Here is a 22,272-nt window from a genome sequence, read left to right on the forward strand (position 1 = left end):
GCTGTCCATCGCGCGTATGGCCTGAAGCGGCCGGCAGGAACCAAGTAGTCCGGTCCCACGAAACTGCGTACCGCCCGAGAGTTGGCGGACGGCCCCGCCCAAGGAAGTCGAGTACCGCTTACTCGTGCCCGCCCCGCATACCCAAACCTAGGTTGGAGCTACTGGGAAAGTGCTGACGGCGCCGAAAGGATCCGCGTACTTCAATTGCATACCGGGGGAGGAATTCACATGTTTGCCAGGTCTCATTGTCGGTCTCACTTTGACCGTCCGCTGCAGGACGGGGTTCGGTCATGACCGCCTCCTACGCCCGGGGGCCGTTCGTCGGCCGGGCAGCGCTGGTCGAAGAACTCATCGAGGCCGTGGGCCGGCAGCGTGGCCGCGGGGCCATCCTGGTTGGACCGGCCGGCGTCGGCAAGACCTCCCTGGCGCTGCGGGCCCTGGAACAGGCCTCCGATAAGGCAGCGGTGGTGCGTGTCCATGGCAGCTCCGCCGTTTCCGGCCTGAGCTACGGGGCCCTCCGGTCGCTCCTGCAGGGGGCCAGCCCGGAAGTTTTCGAACAGCCCGTCCTGCTGATGCGCGCACTGACCAAACAACTCCAGGCCCGCGGCAACGGCAAGCAGGTCATCCTGTTCGTGGACAACGCCCAGCAGCTCGACGACCTCGGGGCGATGGCCCTGCGGCAGCTGGTCATCGCCGGCACGGTCACCTTGCTTGCCGTCTGCGAGGACCTGCCCAAGGTCCGCGGCGAGCTCATGAGCCTGTGGCGCGACGGTCTGCTCACCCGCATCGATGTCGGCCCCTTTGATCTGGCCGAAACCACGGACTGGCTTGCCGCACATTTGGGCGCTCCGGTGTCTCGGGCCGCCGCGCAGGCGCTGTGGGACGCGAGTTCGGGCAACCCGCTGTTGCTGAAGATGCTGCTGCAGGCCCAGGTGGATGCGCGCACGCTCGTCGACGAGCAGGGGGTCTGGGTCCTGGCCGGCACCTTGGTGCACAGCCCGCAGATTGTGCACACAGTGATGGCCACTCTCGGCCAGCTCTCCCTCTCGGAAAAGCGTGCCTTGGAAACAGCGGCGCTGTCGCAGGCCCTGCCGCTGGAGCTGCTGCTGCAAAGCACGGACCGCCGGGCAGTCGACTCGCTGCAGACCAAGGGGCTGCTGCAGGTCGAACGCACGGCGCCTCCGCTCGTCCGCGTGAAGCGGAGCCTGACTGCCGAGGTGATCAGGGGCCAGATCCCTCCGGGCCGCCGGCAGGAGCTGCGCGAAGGACTTATGGAGGCCATGGGCAGCGCTGCCGTCCCGGCGGTCGGCACGCTGGCACTGACTTCCTGCGCGCTCGACTGCGCCGTGGAGCTCGACGCCGAGACGCTGATCACCGCGGCGCGGCTGGCAAACCGCCTCGACGAGCCCCGCAACGCGCTGCGCTTCCTGGCCGCCGTGCCGGGGCAGGACCAGCCTGCCGCGGCGCTGGTGGAAAAGGCAGCGGCTCTGCTGGCCGTGGGGGAGAACGCGGCGGCGGCCAACGTGCTCGCCCACGCCGAGCGTGCCGGTGGCGGTACGGCACTGGACGCGGTCCAGCTGCGGATCCTGCGGAGCCGCCTGCTGCGCGCCAGCACGGAGGGATGGCGGGACGCCGCTTCGGCCCTGGCCGGCCCCGGCGCGGAGGAGCGCGGCGCCGGGCCGGTCGACGGGCAGGACGAGGGCACCAGCCTCCTGCAGCTCGCCGGGCTCGAACTCGCCGCCTACCAGGGCCGCTACACGGACATCGAGGACGGACTCTTCACCCTCTTCACCAGGGGCTGCACGGCCGACATCCGGCTGCGCGCCGGCGCGCTGCTCTTCGAAACGTGGGCGATCTCGGGACTGCAGGGCAAAGCCGAGCGGCTCGCCGTCGACCTGTCCGTCCAGCTCGAACGCCCCGAGGTCCTTCCGCACACCCGCCACGAGGTCCAGGCACGGCTGTTCACCGCCTTCCTGACCACCGGCATCTGGGAACAGTGCGACAGATCACTCGCGGCGGGGGCCGGGAGCGCGGGCGTCGCCGACCTGCGCCAGGCCACCGCCAACCAGCTGTGGGAAGGCGTCCTGCAGGCCTACCGAGGCAACGCTGAACGGGCGTTGGAACACCTGCGGCCAGCAGTCAGCCAGCTGCGGGTGACCGACCCGGACGGCTCGTTGCTGCTGGCGACCGCGGCCGCCGGGTACGCGTACGCTCTGGCCGGCGAGAAGAACCTCTCGCTGGACTGTCTGGGCGAATTCAAGCGCTGCGGCGGACACGCCAGCTGGCTGGTCCGCAGCACCGCCCGGTATTTCGCCACCCTCGCCTCGGCCGAACTGGCGTCGCGGGAGCTGGCCATCGAAAGGCTCGTCGCACAGGCCGACGCCGCGCGGGAGCGGGGCGCGATAGCCCAGGAACTGCGCCTGCTCAGCGGGGCCGTCCGGCTGGGCGGACTGGAATGGGTGGCCCGGCTCGCCGGCGTCGCGCACGAAAACCAGGGACACTTCGCCCAGATCTGCCTCCTGTACGCCTCGGGGCTGGAAAACTCCAACCCCGGGCAGCTGCTGAGGGCGCTCCAGACGGCAACGGTCCTCGCCGATGACGGGTTCGCCGGCGACATCGCCCGGGCGACGGCGGACATGGCCAAGGAAACCGGGGACCGGGACACCCTCCACACCGCACGGCAGTTCCTGCAGGCCAGTGCCCGCCGCTGCGGCGGGGTGGACCTGCTCCACGGTGACATCCAGATCCTGACGGCACGCGAGTTGGAAGTGGCCGCCGATGTGATCTCCGGAGCCAGCAACAGGGCCATCGCTGCGAAGATGAACGTGTCGGTGCGCACGGTGGAGGGCCACCTGTACAAGATCTACGGCAAGCTCAACATCACGAGCCGGGCGGAACTGCGGGAGGTCCTGGCCTCATGAACCCGGAAGGGGAGCATCGCCCGCGCGGACCTGTCCCGGTTGGCCGGGCGGACGCGCTGGACGCTGTCGCCGGCAGCCTGCTCACCGACGGCGTTCTGGGGACGCTGGTGATCGGGGACGCGGGGCTGGGCAAGACCGGCCTGGCGCGCGCGGCCCTGGCTGAGCTCGGGCCCAGGCTCAAAGCGTTCCGGATCTCCACCAGCCGCTCGCTCGCGTCGGTCCCCTTCGGGGCGCTCGCCCCGTTCCTCGACTCGCTGCCCGCTGAGGCACCGCTCTCAGGCTGGCACGTGACCGGCGCCCTGCTGGAACATCTGCGCGCCGAACTGGCCGACGGCGAGGAAGCCCTCCTGGTGATCGATGACGCGCACGACCTGGACGAAGGAAGTGCCGGCGCCGTCGCCCAGCTTGTCGCGACCGGGGGAGTGCGCCTGCTTGCCCTCGCGCGGCCGCAGCCCGGGCCCCCGGCCGCTTTGCTCTCGCTGTGGCGGGACGGCCTGCTCGCGCGCTACGACCTGGCACCGCTGGGCGCTGCGCAGAGCCGGGAACTGTGCGAACAGGTCCTTGGCGGCCCCCTGCTGCGCGCTTCCGCCGCGTTGCTGCACCATGCCGCCGGCGGCAACCCGATGTTCCTGCTCGCGTACCTGTCCGAAGCCCGCAGGCTCGGCAGGCTCAGGGAAACCAACGGGGTGTGGATCCTCGTTGACCACCGGCCGGCGGTCAACCCTTTCCTGCTCGACCTGGTCCGCGAGCAGCTCCTCCGGCTCGGGGAGGACGAAATCGAGGTCCTCGAGACGGCAGCCCTGGCCGAGCCGGTCCAGCTCTCGGTGTTGCTGGCCGCCGGCAGCCCCGGCGCTGTCGACAGCCTGGAGGAAGCCGGCCTGATCAAGGTTTCTGCCGGGCCGGAGCGGCAGGTGGCGCTGCACTGCCCGCTCTATGCCGAGGTGATCCGCCTGCTGGTGCCCGCCGGCCGCAGCCTCGCCCTTCACCGGCAGGTGAGTGCCCTCATCGACACCGGCACGCTCACCGGCCCCGCGCTCGTGCGCTACGTCGCCTGGTCGCTCGATGGCGGGTCCATCTTGCCTGAAGCCCTCCTGCTCCGCGCTGCGCGGGAGGCCAACCGGCTCTTTGACACCGGCCTGGCGAAGCGGGCGGCAGGGCTGGTCTGCTCGCCGGAAGGCGCCGCGGCGGCACGGGTCGAGCTTGCGCGCGCGGACTTCTACCGCGGCGACTGCGCCCAGGCGGCGGCGATGCTGCACGGCCTTCCCTCGACGGCTGCCGATCCTTCCACGATTGAGGCAAGCGCCCTGCTCGGGCTCCGGGTGGCCCTGCGCGAGGGGACTGATCCCGGCGAGCTCAGGCTGGCCGCAGCGGCTTGGAAGCAGGCCGCGGGCCGGTGCGCCGCGGCCGGCGACGTGGCGGCGGCCGCGGCAGCGGAATCCGCCGCCGCCGTCTTTGACCTGCAGGCACTCGCGCTGGACGGACGCTACCAGGAGGCTGAAGAAGGGCTCGAGCGGCTCGTTGCGGGCCCGCACAGCGTGTTCCGGGTTCTTGCCCTGACACTGCTGGCGGAAGGACTGACGTCCGCGGGCCGCTGTGACGCCGGCGCGGCAGCCAGCGAAAGGGCACTGGAGCTGCTGGGCGAGCACCCCGACCCGGCAGGGCTGGAGGACGAATGCGTCCTCGTCAGCCACGCGTTCTCCTTGCTGCAGTCCGGGAGATTCAGTGAACTTGATGCGGTGCTGGACGGATACCTGCACCGGGCTCCGCTGAGCCTTGTGTGTTTTGGCGGGACGGTCCAGTTGCTGGAGGCGCTCGCGGACCTCCGCCGCGGCCTGATGCGTGCCGCGTTGGAGAAACTGGTGGTGGCAGTCGAGGCGCTGCGGTGTTCCGATCTGGCCCAGCTCGAGCCCTTTGCCGTATCCGCCGCGGCCTACGCGGCATCGCTGCTGGGGCGGCGGGACCTCACCGAGCGCTACACCGCCGGCTTCCTGGAACTGCCGGCCGCGGGACGCCGGCAACTGCATCTGCTGGCGAGGGCCCACGTGCTGGCGGCCGGGGCTGCGGTGAACAGTGTTTCCCTCACACTCGAAAGCCTGGGCAGGCTGCGCGAGGAAGCCCTTGGTCACGGCCTGCCGGCAGCCGCGCTGGACATCGCCATGCTGGAGATCCGCCTCGGCGCGCAGGGTGCCTGGGAGGGTCTGGCGGAACTCTCCAAGCGGCTCGAGGGCCGCTACCAGGGGGTGCTCAACGACTACGCCCATGCCGTCATGGACCGCGACCCCGCGGCACTGCTGCGCACCGGAGATGACGCCGCCGACGCCGGGTACCCTCTCGTGGCGGCGGAGTGCGCCGCGCACGCGATGCGGTATCTCCAGGCCGGTTCCGTCCGGCGCGAGCTGCGCGCTGCCTCGCAGCGGTTGCAGCAGTTGCGCCCGGGCCTCGAGGGGATCGCCACCGCATTCCTCGCCCTGCCGCAGGAGACCTCGCGGCTTACCCGCCGCGAAACGGACATCGCCACGCTTGTGCTCAACGGGGCCGCCAACCGGGAAGTGGCCGAACGCCTCTCGCTTTCCTTGAGGACCGTCGAAGGCCATCTCTACCGTATCTTCTCCAAGCTGGGCATCAACCGCCGCGAGGATCTGACCGCGTCCCACTTGAATGGCAACCCGGGGATCCCAGGCGCGGCCTAGTCGTCTTCCCTCCGGGGCGCCGCTGCTGCCCCCGCGCCGCTGGCCCGAGCTAAGCTCTGGAGCGCCGCGCCAGCAGCGCCAGGACCGCATCCACCGCGGCGTCTACCGGCATGGAGGCCGTATCGAGCATCAGGTCGGCATCCGTCGGAACCTCGTAGGGAGCATCGATTCCCGTGAAGCTGGTGAGCAGGCCCGCCCGGGCTTTGGCGTAGAGGCCCTTGCGGTCCCGTCCCTCGCACACCTCTAGAGGGGTAGAGACATGCACCAACACGAAGGTCCCGCTGTCTTCGGCCATCAGCCGGGCCTGCGCCCTGGTCGCCTCGTGAGGGGCGATCGGTGCGCAGATGGCAATTCCCCCGGAACGCGCGACGGCAGCTGCCACCCAGGCGATACGGCGCACGTTGAGGTCTCTGTCCGCCGGCGAGAAGCCCAGCTCGGAGGAGAGCAGACGGCGCACGTCGTCGCCGTCGAGCAAAATGACCGCGCGCGGGTCGGCGTCTTGCAAACGCTCTGCAAGGGCGCGGGCGACGGTCGATTTGCCGGCGCCGGACAACCCGGTGAAGAAAACGACGAGCCCCTCGGCCCGCTGCAGGCGGGATGCCTCCCGGCCCCGGCTACCCCAGGCGGGACCGGACCCGGCACCGGCGTCCGTGGCAGGGCTGAACTCAAGCACCGTGCGGCCGCCGAGACGCTCCAACGCGTAACGGGTAAGCCCTCCGTCCGGCTGCGGGCCGCGCGGGTCCACAGGTTCGACCAGCAAGCCCACGCGGGCGCCTGGCACTTCCGCCGCGCAGCGCTGCAGGGCGGCCAGCAGCCCGGACGCGGCGTTGCCTCCCGGCCGCTGGCTCGGCACGACGGCCACCAGCAGCAGCGTGGCGCCGGCGGCCGACGTGAGGGCGGCCGCCATGGCGGCGGCGGAGGGTTCCGCGCGGAACGCCGCGACGACGAGCGGTCCGCCGTTTTCCGCGGCGACCGGCCGGGTCAGGCGCAGGGTTCGCGCCGGCGGGTGTTCGGCGGGCTGCAAGGGACTCAGCGGCCCGGCGAGGAAAAGGGTGTCCGGACCGCCAGGGGCGCTGGTCCGCACCGCCAGGGCCGCGAGCGGCGTGCCGTCGGCGTCGGTCAGTTCGAGCGCGCCGTGGCGCAGTGCCTCAGCGGCCAGCGGCAGCGGTACCTCGAGGGTGAACCGTGCCGGCCAGCCCGCCGGCGTCTGCGCTGGCAGGCAGTAACCGTCCGCAGGGGAGTACAGGCCGCCGAGCAGCAGTTCCAGCTCGTCGAGGGCAGCCGGCTGCAGGGCCAGCGCCGGACGCAGCAGCGCCAACGGCTCCGAGGCGGGACCGGGTGAGCTCATGAGTCCGCTCCCGTCCGCGGAGCGGCCGCCACCCGCAGGGGCAGCAGACGCGGCAGGAGTCGCCCGGCCAGGGCAGGGAAGCCAAGGCGGCGGCGAAGCTGCATCCAGACCGGCGTCCCCACCAGCAGCGCGGCAAGCAGCACCAGCACCGTCGAAAGGTTGCCGACGCCGAGCATTTTCAGCGCAGACGCCAGCAGGACGAGGGCCAGCGCGCGCCGCACGAAGCCGCCCGGCATCCGAGCCGAGAGCTGGGCGCCGAGGAAGACTCCGGGAATGCCGCCGATCACTAACGGCACGGTGACAGCGAGGTTCAGGTCGCCAAACAGGGCATGCCCGGCGGCGGCGGAGGCCACCAGCGGAACCGCCTGCAGGAGATCGGTGCCGACCAGCTGGCCGGCCTTGAGCCCCGGGTAGAGCAGCATCAACCCGATGATCATGATCGACCCGGACCCCACGGAGGTGAGGCCGACAAAAGCGCCTCCAAGCACGCCCAGCAGGACCGTGGGCAGGCGGCGCACGGCGGCCGCGGGCCGGCACAGGCGGTGCCGCGGGACGCTTCCGTCGCGCCGACGTGCCCTGTCGGCCAGGCGCAGGTACGCCCGGACGGCCAGCAGCACCACCGTCAGCAGCAGGGCTGCTCCAAGCCCCGCCTGGATCAGCTCCTGCACCGCCTCTCCCGGCGCGGCCAGTTTGAGAAGCAGCACGGCCGAAAAAGCGGAGGGAACCGAACCCAGGGCCAGCCATTTGACGAGGCCGAGGTTCACCGTGCCGTGGCGCAGATGCACGGCGGACCCCACGGGCTTCATCACGGCGCTTGCCAGCAGGTCACTGGACACCGCGCTGAGCGGCGGGACGCCAAAGAAGAGGACGAGGACCGGTGTCATGAGCGCGCCACCTCCCATGCCGGTCAAACCGACGACGATCCCGACTCCGAAGGCTGCCAGACCCATGGTGAGCTCCATGGGCGCGAGTCTGCCACGGCCGGACATCATGGCACAGCGTAATCGGCAGCCCCGCGACAGGGCGGCGGCCCGCGAACAAGTAGGCACCCGCATCCGTGCAGGAGCCGGGCAAGTAGCCGCTGCGGGAAAGTGGAGAGTCGGCGCCGGGAAGTCGGGTAGCACCCACTCACGCGCCGGACTTTTCCGGATCCTACGCTCCTTGTATTGAGTCCATACGACGGTAAGAAACGGATCTCCCCGATGAGTGATGAAGCCACACCTCGAATGTTGACCAATGCCGCAGCAGTGCTGCACGCCTGGCGCTTCGGCGGCCAGGCCCCCCGTACGGGACCGGCGACGGTGGAGTCTTCTGAGACCGAGACTTCCCCCCCAGCCGTCGCCGGCCCCTCCTTCTCCGCCTTCCGCCCCGGTGACCAGCGATGACCGGACTGGAGGCGACGGTCGGAGCCCGGCTCGAACGCCCGGTCATCGGCTTCGCGCCGGCCCGGTCCCGGACCAGCCGGCGGACAGCGGTCAAGCCCGGGCTCGCCTGGGCCTGGCGCTACCGGCGGCTGCTGGGCTTCAGCGACGCCGTAGTCCTGATCGCTGCGGTGGCCACGGCCCAAGTGGGCCGCTTCGGTCTCCACGAGCTCGATGCGCCCGTCAGAGGGTGGGGCATCGCATACCCGGTGATGTCGGTGGTCATCGCCGCAGTCTGGATGCTTGCCCTCGGCGCCTACCGCAGCCGGGACATCCGCGTCGTGGGCATCGGGTCGGACGAGTACAAACGGGTGGTCAACGCCACCGTCACCGTCCTCGGGGTGCTCGGCATCGTGTGCCTGGTCTTCAAGGTCGACGTCGCGCGGGGCTTCTTTGCCTTGGCATTCCCGCTAGGGGTGTCGGGCTTGCTCGGTTCACGTTGGGCGCTACGCCAGTGGCTCACCCGCCAGCGGGTGAAAGGCCACTACCTTTCCCGCGTGATCGTGCTCGGAAACCGCAAGGACGCCGCGTACGTGATCAACCAGATCGACAAGAAATCCGGAGCCGCCTATGAGGTGGTGGGTGCGGCGCTGCCGGCCGGTGACCCGAGACTGAGCCTGGCCGTGGGAGCTCGGCAGGTCCCGGTCGTCTGCACTGCCCACTCGGTCATCGACGCCGTGCGCACCACGGGGGTCGATGCCGTCATCGTGGCAGGCCCGCTCAAGGGCGGCAGCTCGTATATCCGCAAACTTGGCTGGCTTCTGGAGGAGACCGGCACCGAACTGGTCCTGGCAACCGGCCTGACCAACGTTGCCGGCCCGCGCATCCATTCCCGACCGGTGGAAGGCCTGCCGCTGATGCACGTGGAGTTGCCGCAGTACTCCGGGGCGAAGCACGCCTTGAAGCGTCTGACCGACATCGTGCTCTCCGGCGTCGCGCTCGTCGCGCTGGCCCCGCTGTTCCTTGTCCTGGCCATAATGGTCAAACGCGACAGCCCCGGGCCTGTGCTCTTCCGGCAGGAACGCGTGGGCCGCGACGGCGAGCCCTTCCGGATGCTGAAGTTCCGCTCCATGGTGGACCACGCAGAAGACAACCTCGCGGGCCTGCTGGCGCAGAACGAAGGCGCGGGGGTGCTGTTCAAGATGCGCGACGATCCCCGGGTGACCAAGGTCGGCACCTGGATGCGGCGGTACTCCCTCGACGAACTGCCGCAGCTGTGGAATGTGCTGGTCGGCGACATGAGCCTGGTCGGGCCGCGGCCGCCACTGCAGCGCGAGGTGGACGGATACAAGAGCCATGTGCACCGCAGGCTCTACATCAAGCCGGGCCTGACAGGCCTCTGGCAGACGAGCGGCCGCTCCGAACTGAGCTGGCGCGAGAGCGTCCGGCTTGACCTGTACTACGTCGAAAACTGGTCCCTGACCGGCGACATCATGATCATGTGGCGCACCGCCAGAATGCTCACGAACCCCGTCGGCGCCTACTAGGAACGGAAAGCAATGATCCTCCTGAACAGACTGGGCACGCTCGCCGCAGGCGGCCTGACCGACCAGCAGCTCGCCGAGGCTCTCGCCCGCAAGGCCGGGGAGAGCCTGCTCAAGATCCAGTCCGCCGTCCTGCGGGCCGGCGAGGGCCGCGAGCCGGCCGGTCTCGGAGCGGAGGGGGACAGGAAATCGCAGGAATACCTGCGCAAGGCCCTGGCCCGGACCCGGCCGCAGGATTCGGTGCTTTCTGAGGAAGCCGCGGACGACCCGAGGCGGCTGTCCGCGAAACGCGTCTGGATCATTGACCCATTGGATGGAACGCGCGAGTTTTCCGAAGGCCGCCGCGACTGGGGGGTGCATGTGGCCCTGTGGTCAGGCGGCAACCTTACAGCCGGGGCGGTGGCACTGCCCCGGCTGGGGCTGGTGTGCGGAGCACCCGCCCAGCCGCCGGCGCGGTCCACGGGCCGGAAGATCCGGCTGGCGGTGTCACGGAGCCGGCCGCCGCGCATCGCCGAGACCGTGGCCGCGCACCTCGGCGCCGAGTTGATCCCGATGGGCTCTGCCGGATACAAAGTCTGCGCGGTCGCCAGCGGAGAGGTCGACGGCTACCTGCACGACGGCGGCCAGTACGAATGGGACTCCGCGGCGCCTGTGGTCGTGGCCCGCTCCGCGGGGCTGCACGTGAGCCGGCTCGACGGCACTGCGCCGCGGTACAACCAGCCGGATCCGTACCTGCCGGACCTGCTGGTCTGCCGCCCGGAACTGCGCGACAGGTTGCTGGAAACCATCAAGAGGGCCCGGCTCAGCGAAGCCGCAGCCCGGAAGACGGGAGACTGAGATGGCGGAGACGACCCGGGGCACGCTGTCCCACCTGAAGGTGCTCGAGTCCGAGGCGATCTATATCATCCGCGAAGTCGCCGCGGAGGTGGAACGGCCGGCCCTGATGTTCTCGGGGGGCAAGGACTCGATCGTCATGCTCCATCTGGCGCGCAAGGCCTTCGCCCCCGCCGGGATACCCTTCCAGGTACTCCACATCGACACCGGGCACAATTTCCCGGAGGTGCTCGACTTCCGCGACCGCGTGGTGGCCGACCTTGGGCTGAATCTCGTGGTCGGCTCCGTGCAGGAGGCGATCGACCGCGGCGTCGTCCGGGAGGAACCCAACGGCTCCCGCAACAGGATCCAGACCCCCGTCCTGCTGGAGACAGCGGACAAGCACGGATTCAACGCGCTGCTCGGGGGCGCCCGCCGCGACGAAGAGAAATCACGGGCCAAGGAACGGGTGTTCTCGTTCCGTGACGAGTTCGGCCAGTGGGACCCGAAACGGCAGCGGCCCGAACTGTGGAACCTCTACAACGCCAAGGTGCGCGTCGGCGAAAGCATGCGGGTGTTCCCGCTGTCGAACTGGACCGAACTGGACATCTGGAAATACATCGCGGCCGAGGGCATCGAGGTGCCGGACCTCTACTACGCGCAGCGCCGGGAAGTCTTCGAACGCCACGGCATGCTGTTCGCCGTCAACGACCTCTGTCGGCCCGCCGACGGGGAGAAGACGTTCGTGGAGTCCGTGCGTTACCGCACGGTCGGCGATGCCACGCTCACCGCCGCTGTCCGTTCCGAGGCCACCACCGTCGACCTCGTCCTGGCCGAGATCGCTTCCACCACGGTCACCGAACGCGGAGCAACCCGCGGCGATGACCGGGTGAGCGAGGCCGCCATGGAAGACAGGAAGAAAGAAGGCTACTTCTGATGGACCTCCTTCGTTTTGCCACGGCCGGGTCGGTCGACGACGGCAAGAGCACACTGATCGGCCGGCTGCTGTATGACTCCAAGGCTGTCCTGAGCGACCAGCTTGCCGGAGTGGAGCGGGCCAGCCGCGACATGGGCGCCGGGTACACCGAACTCGCCCTGCTCACCGACGGCCTGCGCGCCGAACGGGAACAGGGCATCACCATCGACGTCGCCTACCGCTACTTCGCCACCGCGGTGCGCAAATTCATCATCGCTGACACCCCGGGACACCTGCAGTACACCCGGAACATGGTCACCGGCGCGTCCACTGCGGACCTGGCGATCGTGCTGGTCGACGCCCGGACGGGACTGAAGGAGCAGAGCCGGCGGCACGCCTTCCTGGCCTCGCTGCTGCAGGTTCCCCATCTGGTGCTCGCCGTGAACAAAATGGACCTGGTGGGCTACTCCGAGGAGGCTTTCCAGGCCATCCGGGCCGAGTTCTCCGAATTCGCCGCAAAACTGCAGATTGCGGACCTGACAGTGATCCCTGTCTCGGCACTCAACGGTGACAACGTCGTTGACCGGTCGCCCAATATGCCGTGGTACGAGGGCGCGTCGCTGCTGCACCACCTCGAACACGTCCACATTGCCAGTGACCGGAACCTGGTCGACGGCCGCTTCCCGGTCCAGTACGTGATCCGCCCGCATGACCGGGAGTACCCCGATTACCGCGGGTACGCGGGACGGGTCGCCGGCGGCGTGATGCGCCCGGGCGATGACGTCGTGGTGCTGCCGAGCGGGCTGCCGAGCCGGATCGTTTCGATCGACACGGCCGACGGGCCGGTGGAGGAGGCCTACGCCCCGATGGCCGTCACCGTGCGGCTGGAGGATGACCTGGATATCTCCCGAGGCGACATGATTTGCCGGCCGCACAACCAGCCCAAGGTCAGCCAGGACATCGATGCGATGGTGGCCTGGATGAGCGAGAGCCCGCTGCGGCCGGGCCTGAAACTCGCGGTCAAACACACCACCCGCAGCGCGCGGGCGCTGGTGCAGGACATCCAGTACGAACTCGATGTCAACACGCTTCACCGCAACGCGGACAGTTCACAGCTGGGCCTGAACTCGATCGGCCGGGTCCGGCTGCGCACCACCACGCCGCTGCTGGCGGATGAGTACCGGCGCAACCGGGAGACCGGCGGCTTCGTCCTGATCGACGAGCAGACGCACGACACGGTTGGCGCAGGAATGATCCTGCAGGCCTGACACGACCCAGCACCCAGCACGAGGCGGAGGAGGGACAATGACCACGCAACTGCCGGCGCCCGGCGGCGAACGGATCCTGCTGGTGGGTTCGAGCGGGGGACATCTGGCGCAACTGCTGTCGCTGCGCCCCTGGTGGTCCCGGCACGAGCGGGCATGGGCGACGTTCCGGACGCCGGACGCCGAATACGCGCTCGCGGACGAGCCGGATGTGTCCTGGGTCCACTCGCCCACGACCCGCAACGTCCCGAACCTGTTGCGCAATACCGCGCTCGCTGCGGGCCTGGTCCGGAGGTTCCGGCCCACCGTGGTCGTAAGCACCGGGGCCGGGAGCGCCCTGCCGTTCTTTGCCCTCGGCCGGCTCCAGGAGGCTACTACGATCTACATTGAAGTTTTTGACCGGGTCGAGAGCCCGACGATGACCGGGCGGCTTTGCCGGCCCTTCACGGACCTGATGTGCGTGCAGTGGGAGGACCAGCTCGGCCTGTACCGGGACGCGCACCTCGTGGGGAGGCTGCTGTGAACGCCCGCGCCGGACGCACCATCGCCGTCCTGGTCGGGACCGACCACCACCCGTTCCAGCGGGCCGTGGACTGGGCCGACACCTGGGCCGCCCGGAACCCGCAGGACGATGTGGTCGTCCAGCACGGGCACAGCCCTGCGCCCCGCGTAGCCAGCGGTGTGGCCTTCCTCGGGCCGGCGGACCTCGCGGCGCTGATGTCCGGAAGCGACATCGTCGTGAGCCATGGCGGCCCCGCCACCATTTCAGGGGCACGCGCCAGCGGCCACCTGCCGCTTGTCCTGGCCCGGGACCCCCGGCTGGGAGAGCACGTCGATGACCATCAGCAGCGCTTCGCGCGCTGGTCAGGGCAGCGTTCACTCGTCGTCTGTGTCGAGTCCGTGCAGGAACTGGAGGCCCGGGTCGCGCTCTGTGCGGAGCGGAAGGCGGGCACGCGGCTGGAACACCCCTGCGGCGCGGGAGATGCTGATGACGCGGTCCTGCACCTGACCCGGCTGCTGCACAAGCACCGGTCCGGCGGGAACAAGGCGTCGGAGGGTGCGCCTGTGGTGCTGTTCGCGGGGGCCGCGGACGCCGGTGCGCGCCAGAGCCTCGCCGCCGCGGTGGCGCGCCGGGAGGGGACCGCCGTGCTGGGCGACGTCCGCGGGCTGTGGCGGACCGGGCCTTCCGCCACCGGCTGCGCCTGCGGGGAGAGCCTGGTGGAGTGCGAATTCTGGGAAGCCGTGGGCAAGGTGGCCTTCGGCGGCTGGCGCGACGTCGACCCGGACCGGCTCGAGGGGGCTCGGCGGGCAGTCGAAGCGCCGCGGGGCCGTTGGGGCAGCCTGCTGCCCGTCGAGCCGCCCGCCCGCCGCTTGGAACTGGCCGCCTACACCGCGTACTACCAGGCTCTCTACCGGGCCGCTCGCGAAGTCTCCGGAGCTGACGTCGTCGTCGACGTGGGCGATGACCTGTTGCGTGCCTGCGCCCTGTCCCATAACCGCGAAATCGACCTGCGGGTGCTCTGGCTCGACGACGTCGCGGACCCGCTCGGACGGGCGCTGCGCCCGCTGGCTTTCGAAGCGCTGCGCCAGCGCGGTGTGCCGCACGCGCACGTCTCCGCGGCGCTGCTGCGTGACAGGCCCCTGCAAACATCCCGGAGGTTGGAGGAAGCATGGAATTCACTGGATCTGCCAGGCCCGCAGGTGGCACGGGGGCCCGGACCGGCCGGGCAGCACAGCCTGGTGTCCCAGCCCGGCGTCCAACGGTCAGCGTAGTCATCGCCACCCGCGACCGGCCCGCCCTGCTGTGCGAGGCCGTGCGTTCCGTGCTGGCCCAGACGTATGCGGGCCGCATCGAAGTGCTCGTCGTGCACGACCAGTCCGACCCAGACTTTTCGCTGGAGTTGAGCGCGCAGGACCGGGCCGTCCGCGTCCTGGCCAACGGGCGGCGGCCGGGGCTCGCAGGGGCTCGCAACTCGGGGATCGAGGAGGCTGCGGGAGAGTACATCGCGTTCTGCGACGACGACGATGTCTGGTCCCCGGGCAAACTCGCGGCGCAGGTCAGCAGGCTCGAGGAGGACCCTTCGGCGGACTTCGCCACCTGCGGCATCACCGTGCTGCACGACGGGCGCCGCCACGACCGCGTCCTCCGACGACACACGGTGACCTTCGCAGACCTGCTGCGGGACCGGCACACCGAACTGCACCCCTCCACCTTCCTGTTCCGCCGGGAGGCCGCGCACAACGGGTTCGGTCTGGTGGATGAGGCAGTGCCAGGGGGATTCGGGGAGGATTACGAGTTCCTGCTGCGTGCCGCCCGGCGGGCACCTATCGCCCATGTGCCGGAACCCTGGGTGACCGTACGGTGGGGCGCGCAGTCTTTCTTCTTCCAGCGCTGGCAGACGATGTCCGCAGGCTTGGCTGATGTGCTGGCGAAATATCCGGAGTTCGAATCGGTCCGGGCTGGCTCGGCGCGGATCCGCGGGCAGATCGCGTTCGCGCACGCTGCCCAGGCCAGCCGCCGTGAAGCCTGCCGGTGGGCCGCCTCCGCGATCCGCCGCAACCCGCTGGAACCGCGGGCTTTCCTGGCTCTCGGGGTTGCCACCGGCTGGGTCTCACCTGCAGCGGTCATGACCGCCCTGCACCGGCACGGTAAGGGTATTTGAGCGGTGCAGGGAGCGCATCCCGCGTGTTCCCTGCACCCCCTTTGCCGTCTAGAAGACCGCCTCGATCACGCGGCGCGACGCCTTGCCGTCTTCATTCGGACAGAACCGCTGCACGAACCCGTCGTAGCGGTCCCGCAAGCGGAGCTGATGGGCCGCCGCGTCGGTGAGGACGTCGGCTAGCGCCTCGGTGTCCGCGACCACCGGCCCGGGTGCCCACTGGTCGTAGTCGAAGTACATGCCCCGCACATCGTCGCGGTAGCCGGCCAGGTCGTAGGCGAAGAGCACGATGGGCTTTCCGGTCACGGCGAAATCGTAGACGGCCGAGGAGTAGTCGGAGACCAGGACGTCCGCGGCCAGGTACAGCTCGGCGATGTCGGGGTAGTTGCTGACATCGCGCAGGAAGCCGTCGTCGCTGCCCTGCCGTGCCTGCACAACGCTGTGCAGCCGGTTCAGCAGCACGGTGCCTGCGGGCAGCAGCTGCCGGAGCAGACCGACGTCGAGCGCTCCTGGGTCGACGATGCCGCCGGCCCCGACCGAGTTGTCCCGCCACGTCGGCGCGTAGAGCACCACTTGTTGTCCGGACTCCAGCCCCAGCCGGCTCCGCACCGTCCGACGGATCGCCCCGGCTTGCGGAGAATTCAGAATGTCGTTGCGCGGATAGCCGGTTTCCAGGATGGGCCCGCCGTAATGGAAGGCACTGCGGAGGAGCCCGGAACACTCGGGGCTCGCGGAAAGCAGGTAATCCCATTTCTTGACATCCCGCACCATTCTTTTCATATGGGCGGCCGCGCCGGGATATTGCGCCATGTGCTCATCGAATCCCATGGTTTTTAGTGGAGTTCCATGCCAGGTCTGCAAATAGGTAACGCGTGGTCCTTTTACCAAATGCTTGCTCACAATGTCATTGGTAATCAGGAAGTCGCAGCTCAAGAGCCGTGCAAAATATTCCGGCGAGTGCCGGCGCACCCGTTCGACGCCGGCCGGCAGTTCGGTTGTTTCCTCGGCGACCCAGATCTGGCGAAGCTCCGGCCGCAGTATGGAGAGTTCCTCGGAGATTGCGCGCGGGTTGTCCGCGTAGCGGCCCCGCCAGCTCTCGAACATGACGGTAGGGGTGTGCATGGTTCAGGCTCCTTCGGGTTCCGGGCGGCGGGTGCCGCTCCTGAGTGCGCGCAGTGCTTTGAGCTCCAGCGGACGGCGCCCCAGCCATAGGGCGCCGGCGTAGGCGGCGGCACCGAGCGAGAGCACGGCCGCGAAGAGCAGCGGCTCCTTCTGGTGCAGCAGGGAAAGCATCAGGGCCGGTGCTCCGAAGCAGAGGCAGGCGGCCCCGGCAACGATGCCGGCGGCCCTGCTGAGCGGGTTCATTGCCAACGAGGAACGGACGCAGATGAAGGTGGCGATGTTCTTGACCAGGACCGAGAGCGCCCAGGCCAGGGCTGCGCCCGGGAGCCCGATCACCGGAAGGAGCAGCAGGCACCCGAGGACGTCGATGCCGAGGGCCGACAGGGAGATCCAGAGACTTGTCCTGCTGCCGCCGGCCATGAGCAGCAGGGTGTCCAGCGGTCCGGCGGCGACCGCGAGCAGCATGGCGACGCTCATGATCACCACGACCGACGCGGCCTCGGCGCCGTTGTAGCGGGCGCCGAACATCAGCAGGTAGAGCCCGCTCGCGCCGGCGGTGACGAGGTAGATCGGCCAGGCGACGGCCATGTTCCACGCCGTGGAGATTTTGAAGATATGCCCGGCCTCCGCCTGCTGGTTCCTGGCGAGCATCTGGCTGAAACGCGGCTGCAGGACCTGCTGTATGGCGTTGCCCCCGAGCTGGCCGAGGGCGACAAACCGGGTGGCCGCCGTGTAGATCGCCGCGTCGCGGACAGAGAGCAGGGACGCGACGAGAACGATGTCCGCCCGCTGCAGGAGAATCTGGGAGAGCCGGGCCAGTCCGCGGGGCCAGGTGAAGCTCCAGAATTCGCGGCGCAGTTCGGCGCGGTCCGTGACGGGAGGTGCTCCGGCGCCGCGCCGCCGGAGCATTCGCTGCAGGATCCAGGCGGACAGCAGGCCGGCCAGCGCGTACGGGACGGCCCAGCCGACAGTAAGTCCGACAATTCCACCACCGGTGAGCGCCACCAAGAGCGCCGCCACTGGCTGCAGGGAGGGGCGGAGCAGCTTGTCGAGCAGGACGGTGCTACGGACACTGCCGAACCCCCGTGCCGCGCCCAGCGAGAAATCACCCAGCGCGGCCACCGGCAGCAGGAGGGCGAGCAGCACCAGGATAAGCGGACCGCTGGGATGGTTGAGGCCGATCAGCGGGGCCAGCCAAGGGGAGAGCACCGCCGTGCCGAGAGCGAGCACGCAGCTGGCCGCCAGCACCGGACGGCGGGCCACACGCACGCACTCGGGGATGTCGGCGTCCCTCCCCGTGGCCTCGTACCGCAGCAGGAACCGCGCCATCCCGCCCTCCGTGCCCAGTGTCGCGGCGCCGAGCAGCACCAGGAACACGGAGGTGGCGGAGAACAGCATGCCGGCGACCGGCTGGCTGAACCGGTCGGTCACCACAACGACGAGCACGAAGCCGCCGATGGAGGCTATCGCCGCGCCCAGAAGGTTCAGTGAGCCGCTGCGGGCGATCCGGCCAAGCTGGGCGTCGGCTGTGGCCGTGCTCAGCCGCTCAGGCACGTTCGCTTCCGCTCAGGGCCGTCGAGGCCTTGGCCGGTTCCTTCACGGTCGCGGCGGCGGCGGGCTTTCCGGCGGTGCGCACTGCGCGTGCCGGCTTCGCCGTTGGCCAGCCGGCCCAGCGGTTGACCTTGACTATGACGGCACCCAGCACTTCTGCGGAGGCCTCCTGGAAGGCGCGCAGGCTGTCCTGGGCCTCGCGGCGGCGCGTGCCGCCGCGAACCACCTCCAGCATGGCCGCCCCGGACGCGGCCGCGAGTGAGCGCACGCCGGGCGACTGTACCGGGCGGGAGGCGATGAGCAGCACATCGCAGCGGCCGGACAGCTCCTCCAGCAGTGCGGCCGTCCGCGGGGAGTCCAGCATGCCCGGGGCTTGGCGTAGGGACGCGCCGGCCGCCACGACCTGCAGCCCCGGGGCGACCGGCTCGAGGATCTCCGCCAGGCCGGCACGGCCTTGGAGAAGGTCCGCGAAGCCGGGCGCGCTGGTCCCGTCAGGGGTCCGGAGAGTTCCGGTGGTGTCCACCAGGATGGTCCGGATGTTGGCAGCGGCGAGGGACCGGGCGAGCGGTACCGCGGTCGCGGGAGCCGCTGCGGCCCGGCTGGCCGGCACGAGCAGAACTGTATGGCCGGCGCGTCGGCGCAGGGCGGCGAGCAGCTGCCCGCGCAGCGCCAGGGCTGCCTCGTCAAGGGAGGATTCAACGGGGAGCCGGAGGTCGGAAGGATCCGGTTGCCGGCGCAGCACGGCCCAGGCCGGCAGACCCATAGCCTGCAGTTCGCGGCCGGAGCGGACCCGTGCCCGGGTGCCGGAGAGCAGGAAGATCAGCCCCGCGGCCAGAAGCAGCCCGAGCGTCAACCCGGCGGCAAGGATGATTTGCTTCGGCCCGACGAGGCTGTCCTTGTCGGCCTGGGCCGGGGTCACCACGTGCCCGGCGTCGAGCGAGGTGGAAGAGATGTTGCTGATCTGCGCATTCAGCTGGCTGATGCGCGAGCCGACCGACTGGACCTGCACGTTCAGCATCCCGGCCTGCGCGGTCCCCGGGCGGGCTTTGACCAGTTGGGCGGTCAGCGCGGTCAGCTCCTGGTCGTACTTGGTCACCTCGGCCTGGATGCCTTTGACCTGGTTGGCCACCGACGCAGCAGCCCGGTTGCGGCGGTAGGTCAGGTAAGCGTCGGCAAACGCCTGAGCGCGCTTGACGGCGACGTCAGTGGATGGGTCCGTGTAGTGCACCTGGAGCAGCTGCGTGTTGGTCGGGTTGGTGACCGTCACCGCGTTCAGGAGGTCGTTCTGGCTCGCCCCCGGGGCGGCAGCCGCAATGACAGCCTTGGCCACGTCGTTGGACCGCAGCACCTGCGATTCGCTCGCGAGGTTTACCAACTGCTCGCCGCGCGTGCTCGGGTAGAAGGGGTTGCCGTCGAGGGGATTGAGCAGGATCAGTGCGCTTGCCGAGTGGGTGTCGGTGATCCCGCCAGCCACGCCGGAGCCCGCGAGGCCCCCGCCGAGCAGGCCGACGAGCAGCAGCGGCCACCACCGGCGCAGGGACGCGGTAAAGAACCCCGGCCGGCTGCTGCTGCGCGGCGCGGGCGCCGGGTCCGGGACGCCCAGATAGGGAGTTGGGTTGTTCATGATCTTGTGGAGACCTTTCTGTGCAGGGGTATGGCCGACCGAAGCAGACGGAAACGTGATCGGGCGCGGATTTTGCCGGCAGCCAGTGCTGCCGTGAGCACCAGCAGGAATCCCATCAGGGCCCCGGAAGCGATATTGACCTCGGCCTGGTTGCGTACCGGCGTGACCTGCGCGGCCCGGATGATCTCGCCGGCCGAGCTCGGCGCGAGGGACAGCTTGTCAATCTGGTCCATCACGAGGGTGGAGGCGTCCGGCAAGCGCAAGGCACGCACGGCGTCGCCGGAGGCGACGTCGAGGACGAGGGTGCTGTCGAAGGCCTGCATTCCAGCGAGCTGCTCGCGCAGGGCGGTCAGTACGTGGTCGCGGCGCTGGGTAAGATCCGCGCTTCGGACCGACAGATACGAGTTGGCCAACGCGTCCACCACAGCGCGCGCACGGGTCGGGTTGGCGTCCGTGTAGGTGAGGTTGATGACCCGGGTGGTTGCCTCGGCCGTGATCGTTGTCCGTGCCGCAATGACGCCGGGATCGCCCAGGCCCACGCTCGACGCCGTCCTGGCCAGGGCCGTGCCGGAGAGCACCAATGCCGCTTCGGTGTCCACGGTGGTCTCTGAGGCGCGCAGGTTCTCGGTGCCGTCGGAATAGAGATACACGGGCGAGGGCGGAAGCAGCAGGGTCGCCTGCGCCGCGTACGTGGTTGGCTCGGCGGCGGCCTGCGCGGCCCCGGCGCCGCCGCCGGCAACCGCTCCGGCCAACAGCAAGGGCGCGAACCGGCGTACCGGGCGCAGCAGCGAGGCAAGGCAGCGGGAGGCAGCCGGTCCCTGCCGGCGCTGCTGGTCGCGCCAGATCAGTCCAAGGCCCAGCATGATGGTGTACAGCGGCAGGCCCAGTGTGTCGTAAATGAACATCTGCAGGGCGAAGAAGAGCAGCAGGGTGAAACCGGCGGCTTCCAGCGGGGTGCGGGAACGCCAGTGGGTTTTCGCCCGGACAAACAGGAAGGCCAGGAAGAACACGGCCCCCACCAGACCCTGCGAGAAAATCACCATCCACAGGTGGCCCTGGGTCCCCAGCGGCGGTACCGCGCAGGCCGGGCAGTCCGGCGTGGAGCCTCCGGCGATGGAGGCGAAACTGCCTTGGACGTTCCGGGTGCTGCCGAAGCCGAGCACAGGTGAGCCGTCCAACGTGCTTTGGACCGTCCTGACCAGCAGCTCGCCGCGCCGGTCGTTGCTGTGCGCGCTGTCCAAGGTGTCCGAGGAGAGCGAGGCCAGCGGGCTCGCAAGGAAAGCGGCAAATGCGAGGCCCAGGGCTGCGATGACGACGAGGAGCGCCTGGCGGTTGCCTCTGGAGGCAAGCCGGACGAGGACGAACACGGCACCTACCGCCAGCGATGCCCAGAGACCGCGGTTCATGGAATAGACGATCGGCACCACCGAGACGGCCAGTACGAACGGAGCTGCGAACCGCCGCCACCCGGCACCTTTGCCGAACCAGGAGAGCAGGAAGAACGGGAGGAACATCGAGAGGTTGCTGCCCCAGGAGTTCGCAAAATCGAACGGCGCGATCGGACGGTACTCCTCGCGGCCGAGGAAGGTTGTCAGGGTGGCGGCGGACGGGTGCGTGAGGGTCTGCACGAAGCCGTTGCTCCGCAGCGAGGCCGGCAGCAACGATTCCATCAGGGAGGTCAGCTCGAACTTCGGGGCGAGGACCCCGAGCAGTCCGCCGGCCACGGTGACGACAAACATCCAACCCAGCAGGCGCGCAATCCGCCGCGACGGGGCCTCCTCCTCGCTGAGGTTCCCGACCCACAGCATGGCGACAGTGCACGCTCCGTACCACGCCAGGCGGTAGAGGAAGACCGTGAGACGGTCCGGCGTGGAGCCGGGCTCCGCCCCCGGCGCGTCGGTCCACAGCATGGCGGCGCTTGCGACGACCCAGACCAGGAACAGCAGCCACCAGCCCATGCCTTTCGGGACGCGGATCCGTCCGTTGCGCACGAGCTGCACGAGCATCGGCACGGCCAGGACCAGCGGCAGGAAGGAGGCAACGCCCAGCAGCCACCACAGCGGGTATCCGGCGAAAAGGACGACAACGGGCCACGCCGCACGCCGTGCGGCTGACCGCGGCGGCCGGCCGCCTGCCGAACGCAGCGCGGGAAGAGGCTGGGGCGGCGCGATGGTCAACATAGGCTGACATCCCCCTGGGTGGATTCACAAGACCGGATAAAACCTGCTCCCCGGCACGGGTTGTCGGGGGAATGGGACTGACTCTAGCCATTCCGGTACCACCTCCCTACACGTAGAACTACTTGTTTCCGGGCCTTTTGTGGCCCGGCATACTGCATTCATCCGCACGTCGGGGGGCGCGCACATATTCCATTGGAATTTCCTCCAGAAATACCTCAGTGGGGGAAATGCGGCTCGGAAAGAAGGAAAAGTGAAGCCTTTCCGGAGTGAATTATCA

Annotated in this window: 15 protein-coding genes; 9 read left to right on the forward strand and 6 right to left on the reverse strand. The window is 69.5% G+C overall.

The window, feature by feature from the left end; genetic code table 11:
• The first annotated feature begins 290 nt into the window (after positions 1-290).
• Together KIH31_RS07575 and KIH31_RS07580 are read left to right on the forward strand one after the other, a co-directional pair.
• Positions 291-2,921 (forward strand): helix-turn-helix transcriptional regulator, encoded by a 2,631-nt coding sequence (locus KIH31_RS07575; RefSeq protein WP_214426482.1) that lies wholly within the window; start codon positions 291-293, stop codon positions 2,919-2,921.
• Positions 2,918-5,611 carry a LuxR C-terminal-related transcriptional regulator gene (locus KIH31_RS07580; protein ID WP_214426483.1) on the forward strand — a complete coding sequence of 898 codons (2,694 nt, stop codon included), beginning with the start codon at positions 2,918-2,920 and terminating at the stop codon, positions 5,609-5,611. The genes KIH31_RS07575 and KIH31_RS07580 overlap by 4 nt, the downstream gene beginning before the upstream one ends.
• 49 nt (positions 5,612-5,660) lie before the next feature.
• On the opposite strand, the gene cysC is transcribed toward KIH31_RS07580, so the two are convergent.
• Both cysC and KIH31_RS07590 read right to left on the reverse strand, forming a co-directional pair.
• Complete coding sequence (gene cysC / locus KIH31_RS07585) at positions 5,661-6,959, reverse strand: adenylyl-sulfate kinase (protein WP_214426484.1); 1,299 nt, start codon at positions 6,957-6,959, stop codon at positions 5,661-5,663.
• Complete coding sequence (locus tag KIH31_RS07590; protein WP_250545653.1) at positions 6,956-7,921, reverse strand: sulfite exporter TauE/SafE family protein; 966 nt, start codon at positions 7,919-7,921, stop codon at positions 6,956-6,958. Before KIH31_RS07590 ends, cysC begins: the two co-directional genes overlap by 4 nt.
• 419 nt (positions 7,922-8,340) lie before the next feature.
• Between KIH31_RS07590 and KIH31_RS07595 the strand changes: the two genes are divergently transcribed.
• The 7 genes from KIH31_RS07595 to KIH31_RS07625 are packed head-to-tail and all read left to right on the forward strand — an operon-like array spanning position 8,341 to position 15,521.
• Entirely contained in the window at positions 8,341-9,867 is a 1,527-nt protein-coding gene (locus KIH31_RS07595) for a sugar transferase (protein WP_214426485.1), read from the forward strand.
• Between the two features lie 12 nt (positions 9,868-9,879).
• Positions 9,880-10,701, forward strand: a complete 822-nt coding sequence (locus tag KIH31_RS07600) for a 3'(2'),5'-bisphosphate nucleotidase CysQ (RefSeq protein WP_214426486.1) — start codon at positions 9,880-9,882, stop codon at positions 10,699-10,701.
• Position 10,702: 1 nt separating this feature from the next.
• Positions 10,703-11,614 carry a sulfate adenylyltransferase subunit CysD gene (gene cysD, locus KIH31_RS07605; RefSeq protein ID WP_214426487.1) on the forward strand — a complete coding sequence of 304 codons (912 nt, stop codon included), beginning with the start codon at positions 10,703-10,705 and terminating at the stop codon, positions 11,612-11,614.
• The gene (locus tag KIH31_RS07610) at positions 11,614-12,861 is read left to right on the forward strand and encodes a sulfate adenylyltransferase subunit 1 (RefSeq protein WP_214426488.1); all 1,248 of its coding nucleotides are present in this window, start codon (positions 11,614-11,616) and stop codon (positions 12,859-12,861) included. The genes cysD and KIH31_RS07610 overlap by 1 nt, the downstream gene beginning before the upstream one ends.
• Positions 12,862-12,898: 37 nt before the next feature.
• Positions 12,899-13,381, forward strand: a complete 483-nt coding sequence (locus KIH31_RS07615) for a UDP-N-acetylglucosamine--LPS N-acetylglucosamine transferase (RefSeq protein WP_214426489.1) — start codon at positions 12,899-12,901, stop codon at positions 13,379-13,381.
• Complete coding sequence (locus tag KIH31_RS07620; protein ID WP_214426490.1) at positions 13,378-14,631, forward strand: glycosyltransferase; 1,254 nt, start codon at positions 13,378-13,380, stop codon at positions 14,629-14,631. Before KIH31_RS07615 ends, KIH31_RS07620 begins: the two co-directional genes overlap by 4 nt.
• On the forward strand, positions 14,529-15,521 hold the full coding sequence (locus KIH31_RS07625; RefSeq protein ID WP_250545655.1) for a glycosyltransferase family A protein: 993 nt from the start codon (positions 14,529-14,531) through the stop codon (positions 15,519-15,521). The genes KIH31_RS07620 and KIH31_RS07625 overlap by 103 nt, the downstream gene beginning before the upstream one ends.
• A 48-nt stretch (positions 15,522-15,569) precedes the next feature.
• On the opposite strand, the gene KIH31_RS07630 is transcribed toward KIH31_RS07625, so the two are convergent.
• Genes KIH31_RS07630 through KIH31_RS07645 form a run of 4 tightly spaced genes read right to left on the reverse strand, consistent with a single transcriptional unit; the run spans position 15,570 to position 21,995 of the window.
• On the reverse strand, positions 15,570-16,640 hold the full coding sequence (locus KIH31_RS07630) for a CDP-glycerol glycerophosphotransferase family protein (protein ID WP_214426492.1): 1,071 nt from the start codon (positions 16,638-16,640) through the stop codon (positions 15,570-15,572).
• 3 nt (positions 16,641-16,643) lie between these two features.
• On the reverse strand, positions 16,644-18,194 hold the full coding sequence (locus KIH31_RS07635; protein ID WP_214426493.1) for a lipopolysaccharide biosynthesis protein: 1,551 nt from the start codon (positions 18,192-18,194) through the stop codon (positions 16,644-16,646).
• Complete coding sequence (locus KIH31_RS07640; RefSeq protein ID WP_214426494.1) at positions 18,187-19,815, reverse strand: hypothetical protein; 1,629 nt, start codon at positions 19,813-19,815, stop codon at positions 18,187-18,189. Before KIH31_RS07640 ends, KIH31_RS07635 begins: the two co-directional genes overlap by 8 nt.
• Positions 19,812-21,995 (reverse strand): hypothetical protein, encoded by a 2,184-nt coding sequence (locus tag KIH31_RS07645; RefSeq protein ID WP_214426495.1) that lies wholly within the window; start codon positions 21,993-21,995, stop codon positions 19,812-19,814. Before KIH31_RS07645 ends, KIH31_RS07640 begins: the two co-directional genes overlap by 4 nt.
• Positions 21,996-22,272: the final 277 nt, after the last annotated feature.

Source organism: Paenarthrobacter sp. DKR-5, assembly GCF_018531425.1.
Classification (GTDB): domain Bacteria; phylum Actinomycetota; class Actinomycetes; order Actinomycetales; family Micrococcaceae; genus DKR-5.

Excerpts from the sequence above, each read along its gene's own strand:
- KIH31_RS07575 (WP_214426482.1), top strand. The coding sequence starts at position 291 with ATGACCGCCTCCTACGCCCGGGGGCCGTTCGTCGGCCGGGCAGCGCTG.
- KIH31_RS07580 (WP_214426483.1), top strand. The coding sequence starts at position 2,918 with ATGAACCCGGAAGGGGAGCATCGCCCGCGCGGACCTGTCCCGGTTGGC.
- cysC (WP_214426484.1), bottom strand. The coding sequence starts at position 6,959 with ATGAGCTCACCCGGTCCCGCCTCGGAGCCGTTGGCGCTGCTGCGTCCG.
- KIH31_RS07590 (WP_250545653.1), bottom strand. The coding sequence starts at position 7,921 with ATGGAGCTCACCATGGGTCTGGCAGCCTTCGGAGTCGGGATCGTCGTC.
- KIH31_RS07595 (WP_214426485.1), top strand. The coding sequence starts at position 8,341 with ATGACCGGACTGGAGGCGACGGTCGGAGCCCGGCTCGAACGCCCGGTC.
- KIH31_RS07600 (WP_214426486.1), top strand. The coding sequence starts at position 9,880 with ATGATCCTCCTGAACAGACTGGGCACGCTCGCCGCAGGCGGCCTGACC.
- cysD (WP_214426487.1), top strand. The coding sequence starts at position 10,703 with ATGGCGGAGACGACCCGGGGCACGCTGTCCCACCTGAAGGTGCTCGAG.
- KIH31_RS07610 (WP_214426488.1), top strand. The coding sequence starts at position 11,614 with ATGGACCTCCTTCGTTTTGCCACGGCCGGGTCGGTCGACGACGGCAAG.
- KIH31_RS07615 (WP_214426489.1), top strand. The coding sequence starts at position 12,899 with ATGACCACGCAACTGCCGGCGCCCGGCGGCGAACGGATCCTGCTGGTG.
- KIH31_RS07625 (WP_250545655.1), top strand. The coding sequence starts at position 14,529 with ATGGAATTCACTGGATCTGCCAGGCCCGCAGGTGGCACGGGGGCCCGG.
- KIH31_RS07630 (WP_214426492.1), bottom strand. The coding sequence starts at position 16,640 with ATGCACACCCCTACCGTCATGTTCGAGAGCTGGCGGGGCCGCTACGCG.
- KIH31_RS07640 (WP_214426494.1), bottom strand. The coding sequence starts at position 19,815 with ATGAACAACCCAACTCCCTATCTGGGCGTCCCGGACCCGGCGCCCGCG.
- KIH31_RS07645 (WP_214426495.1), bottom strand. The coding sequence starts at position 21,995 with ATGTTGACCATCGCGCCGCCCCAGCCTCTTCCCGCGCTGCGTTCGGCA.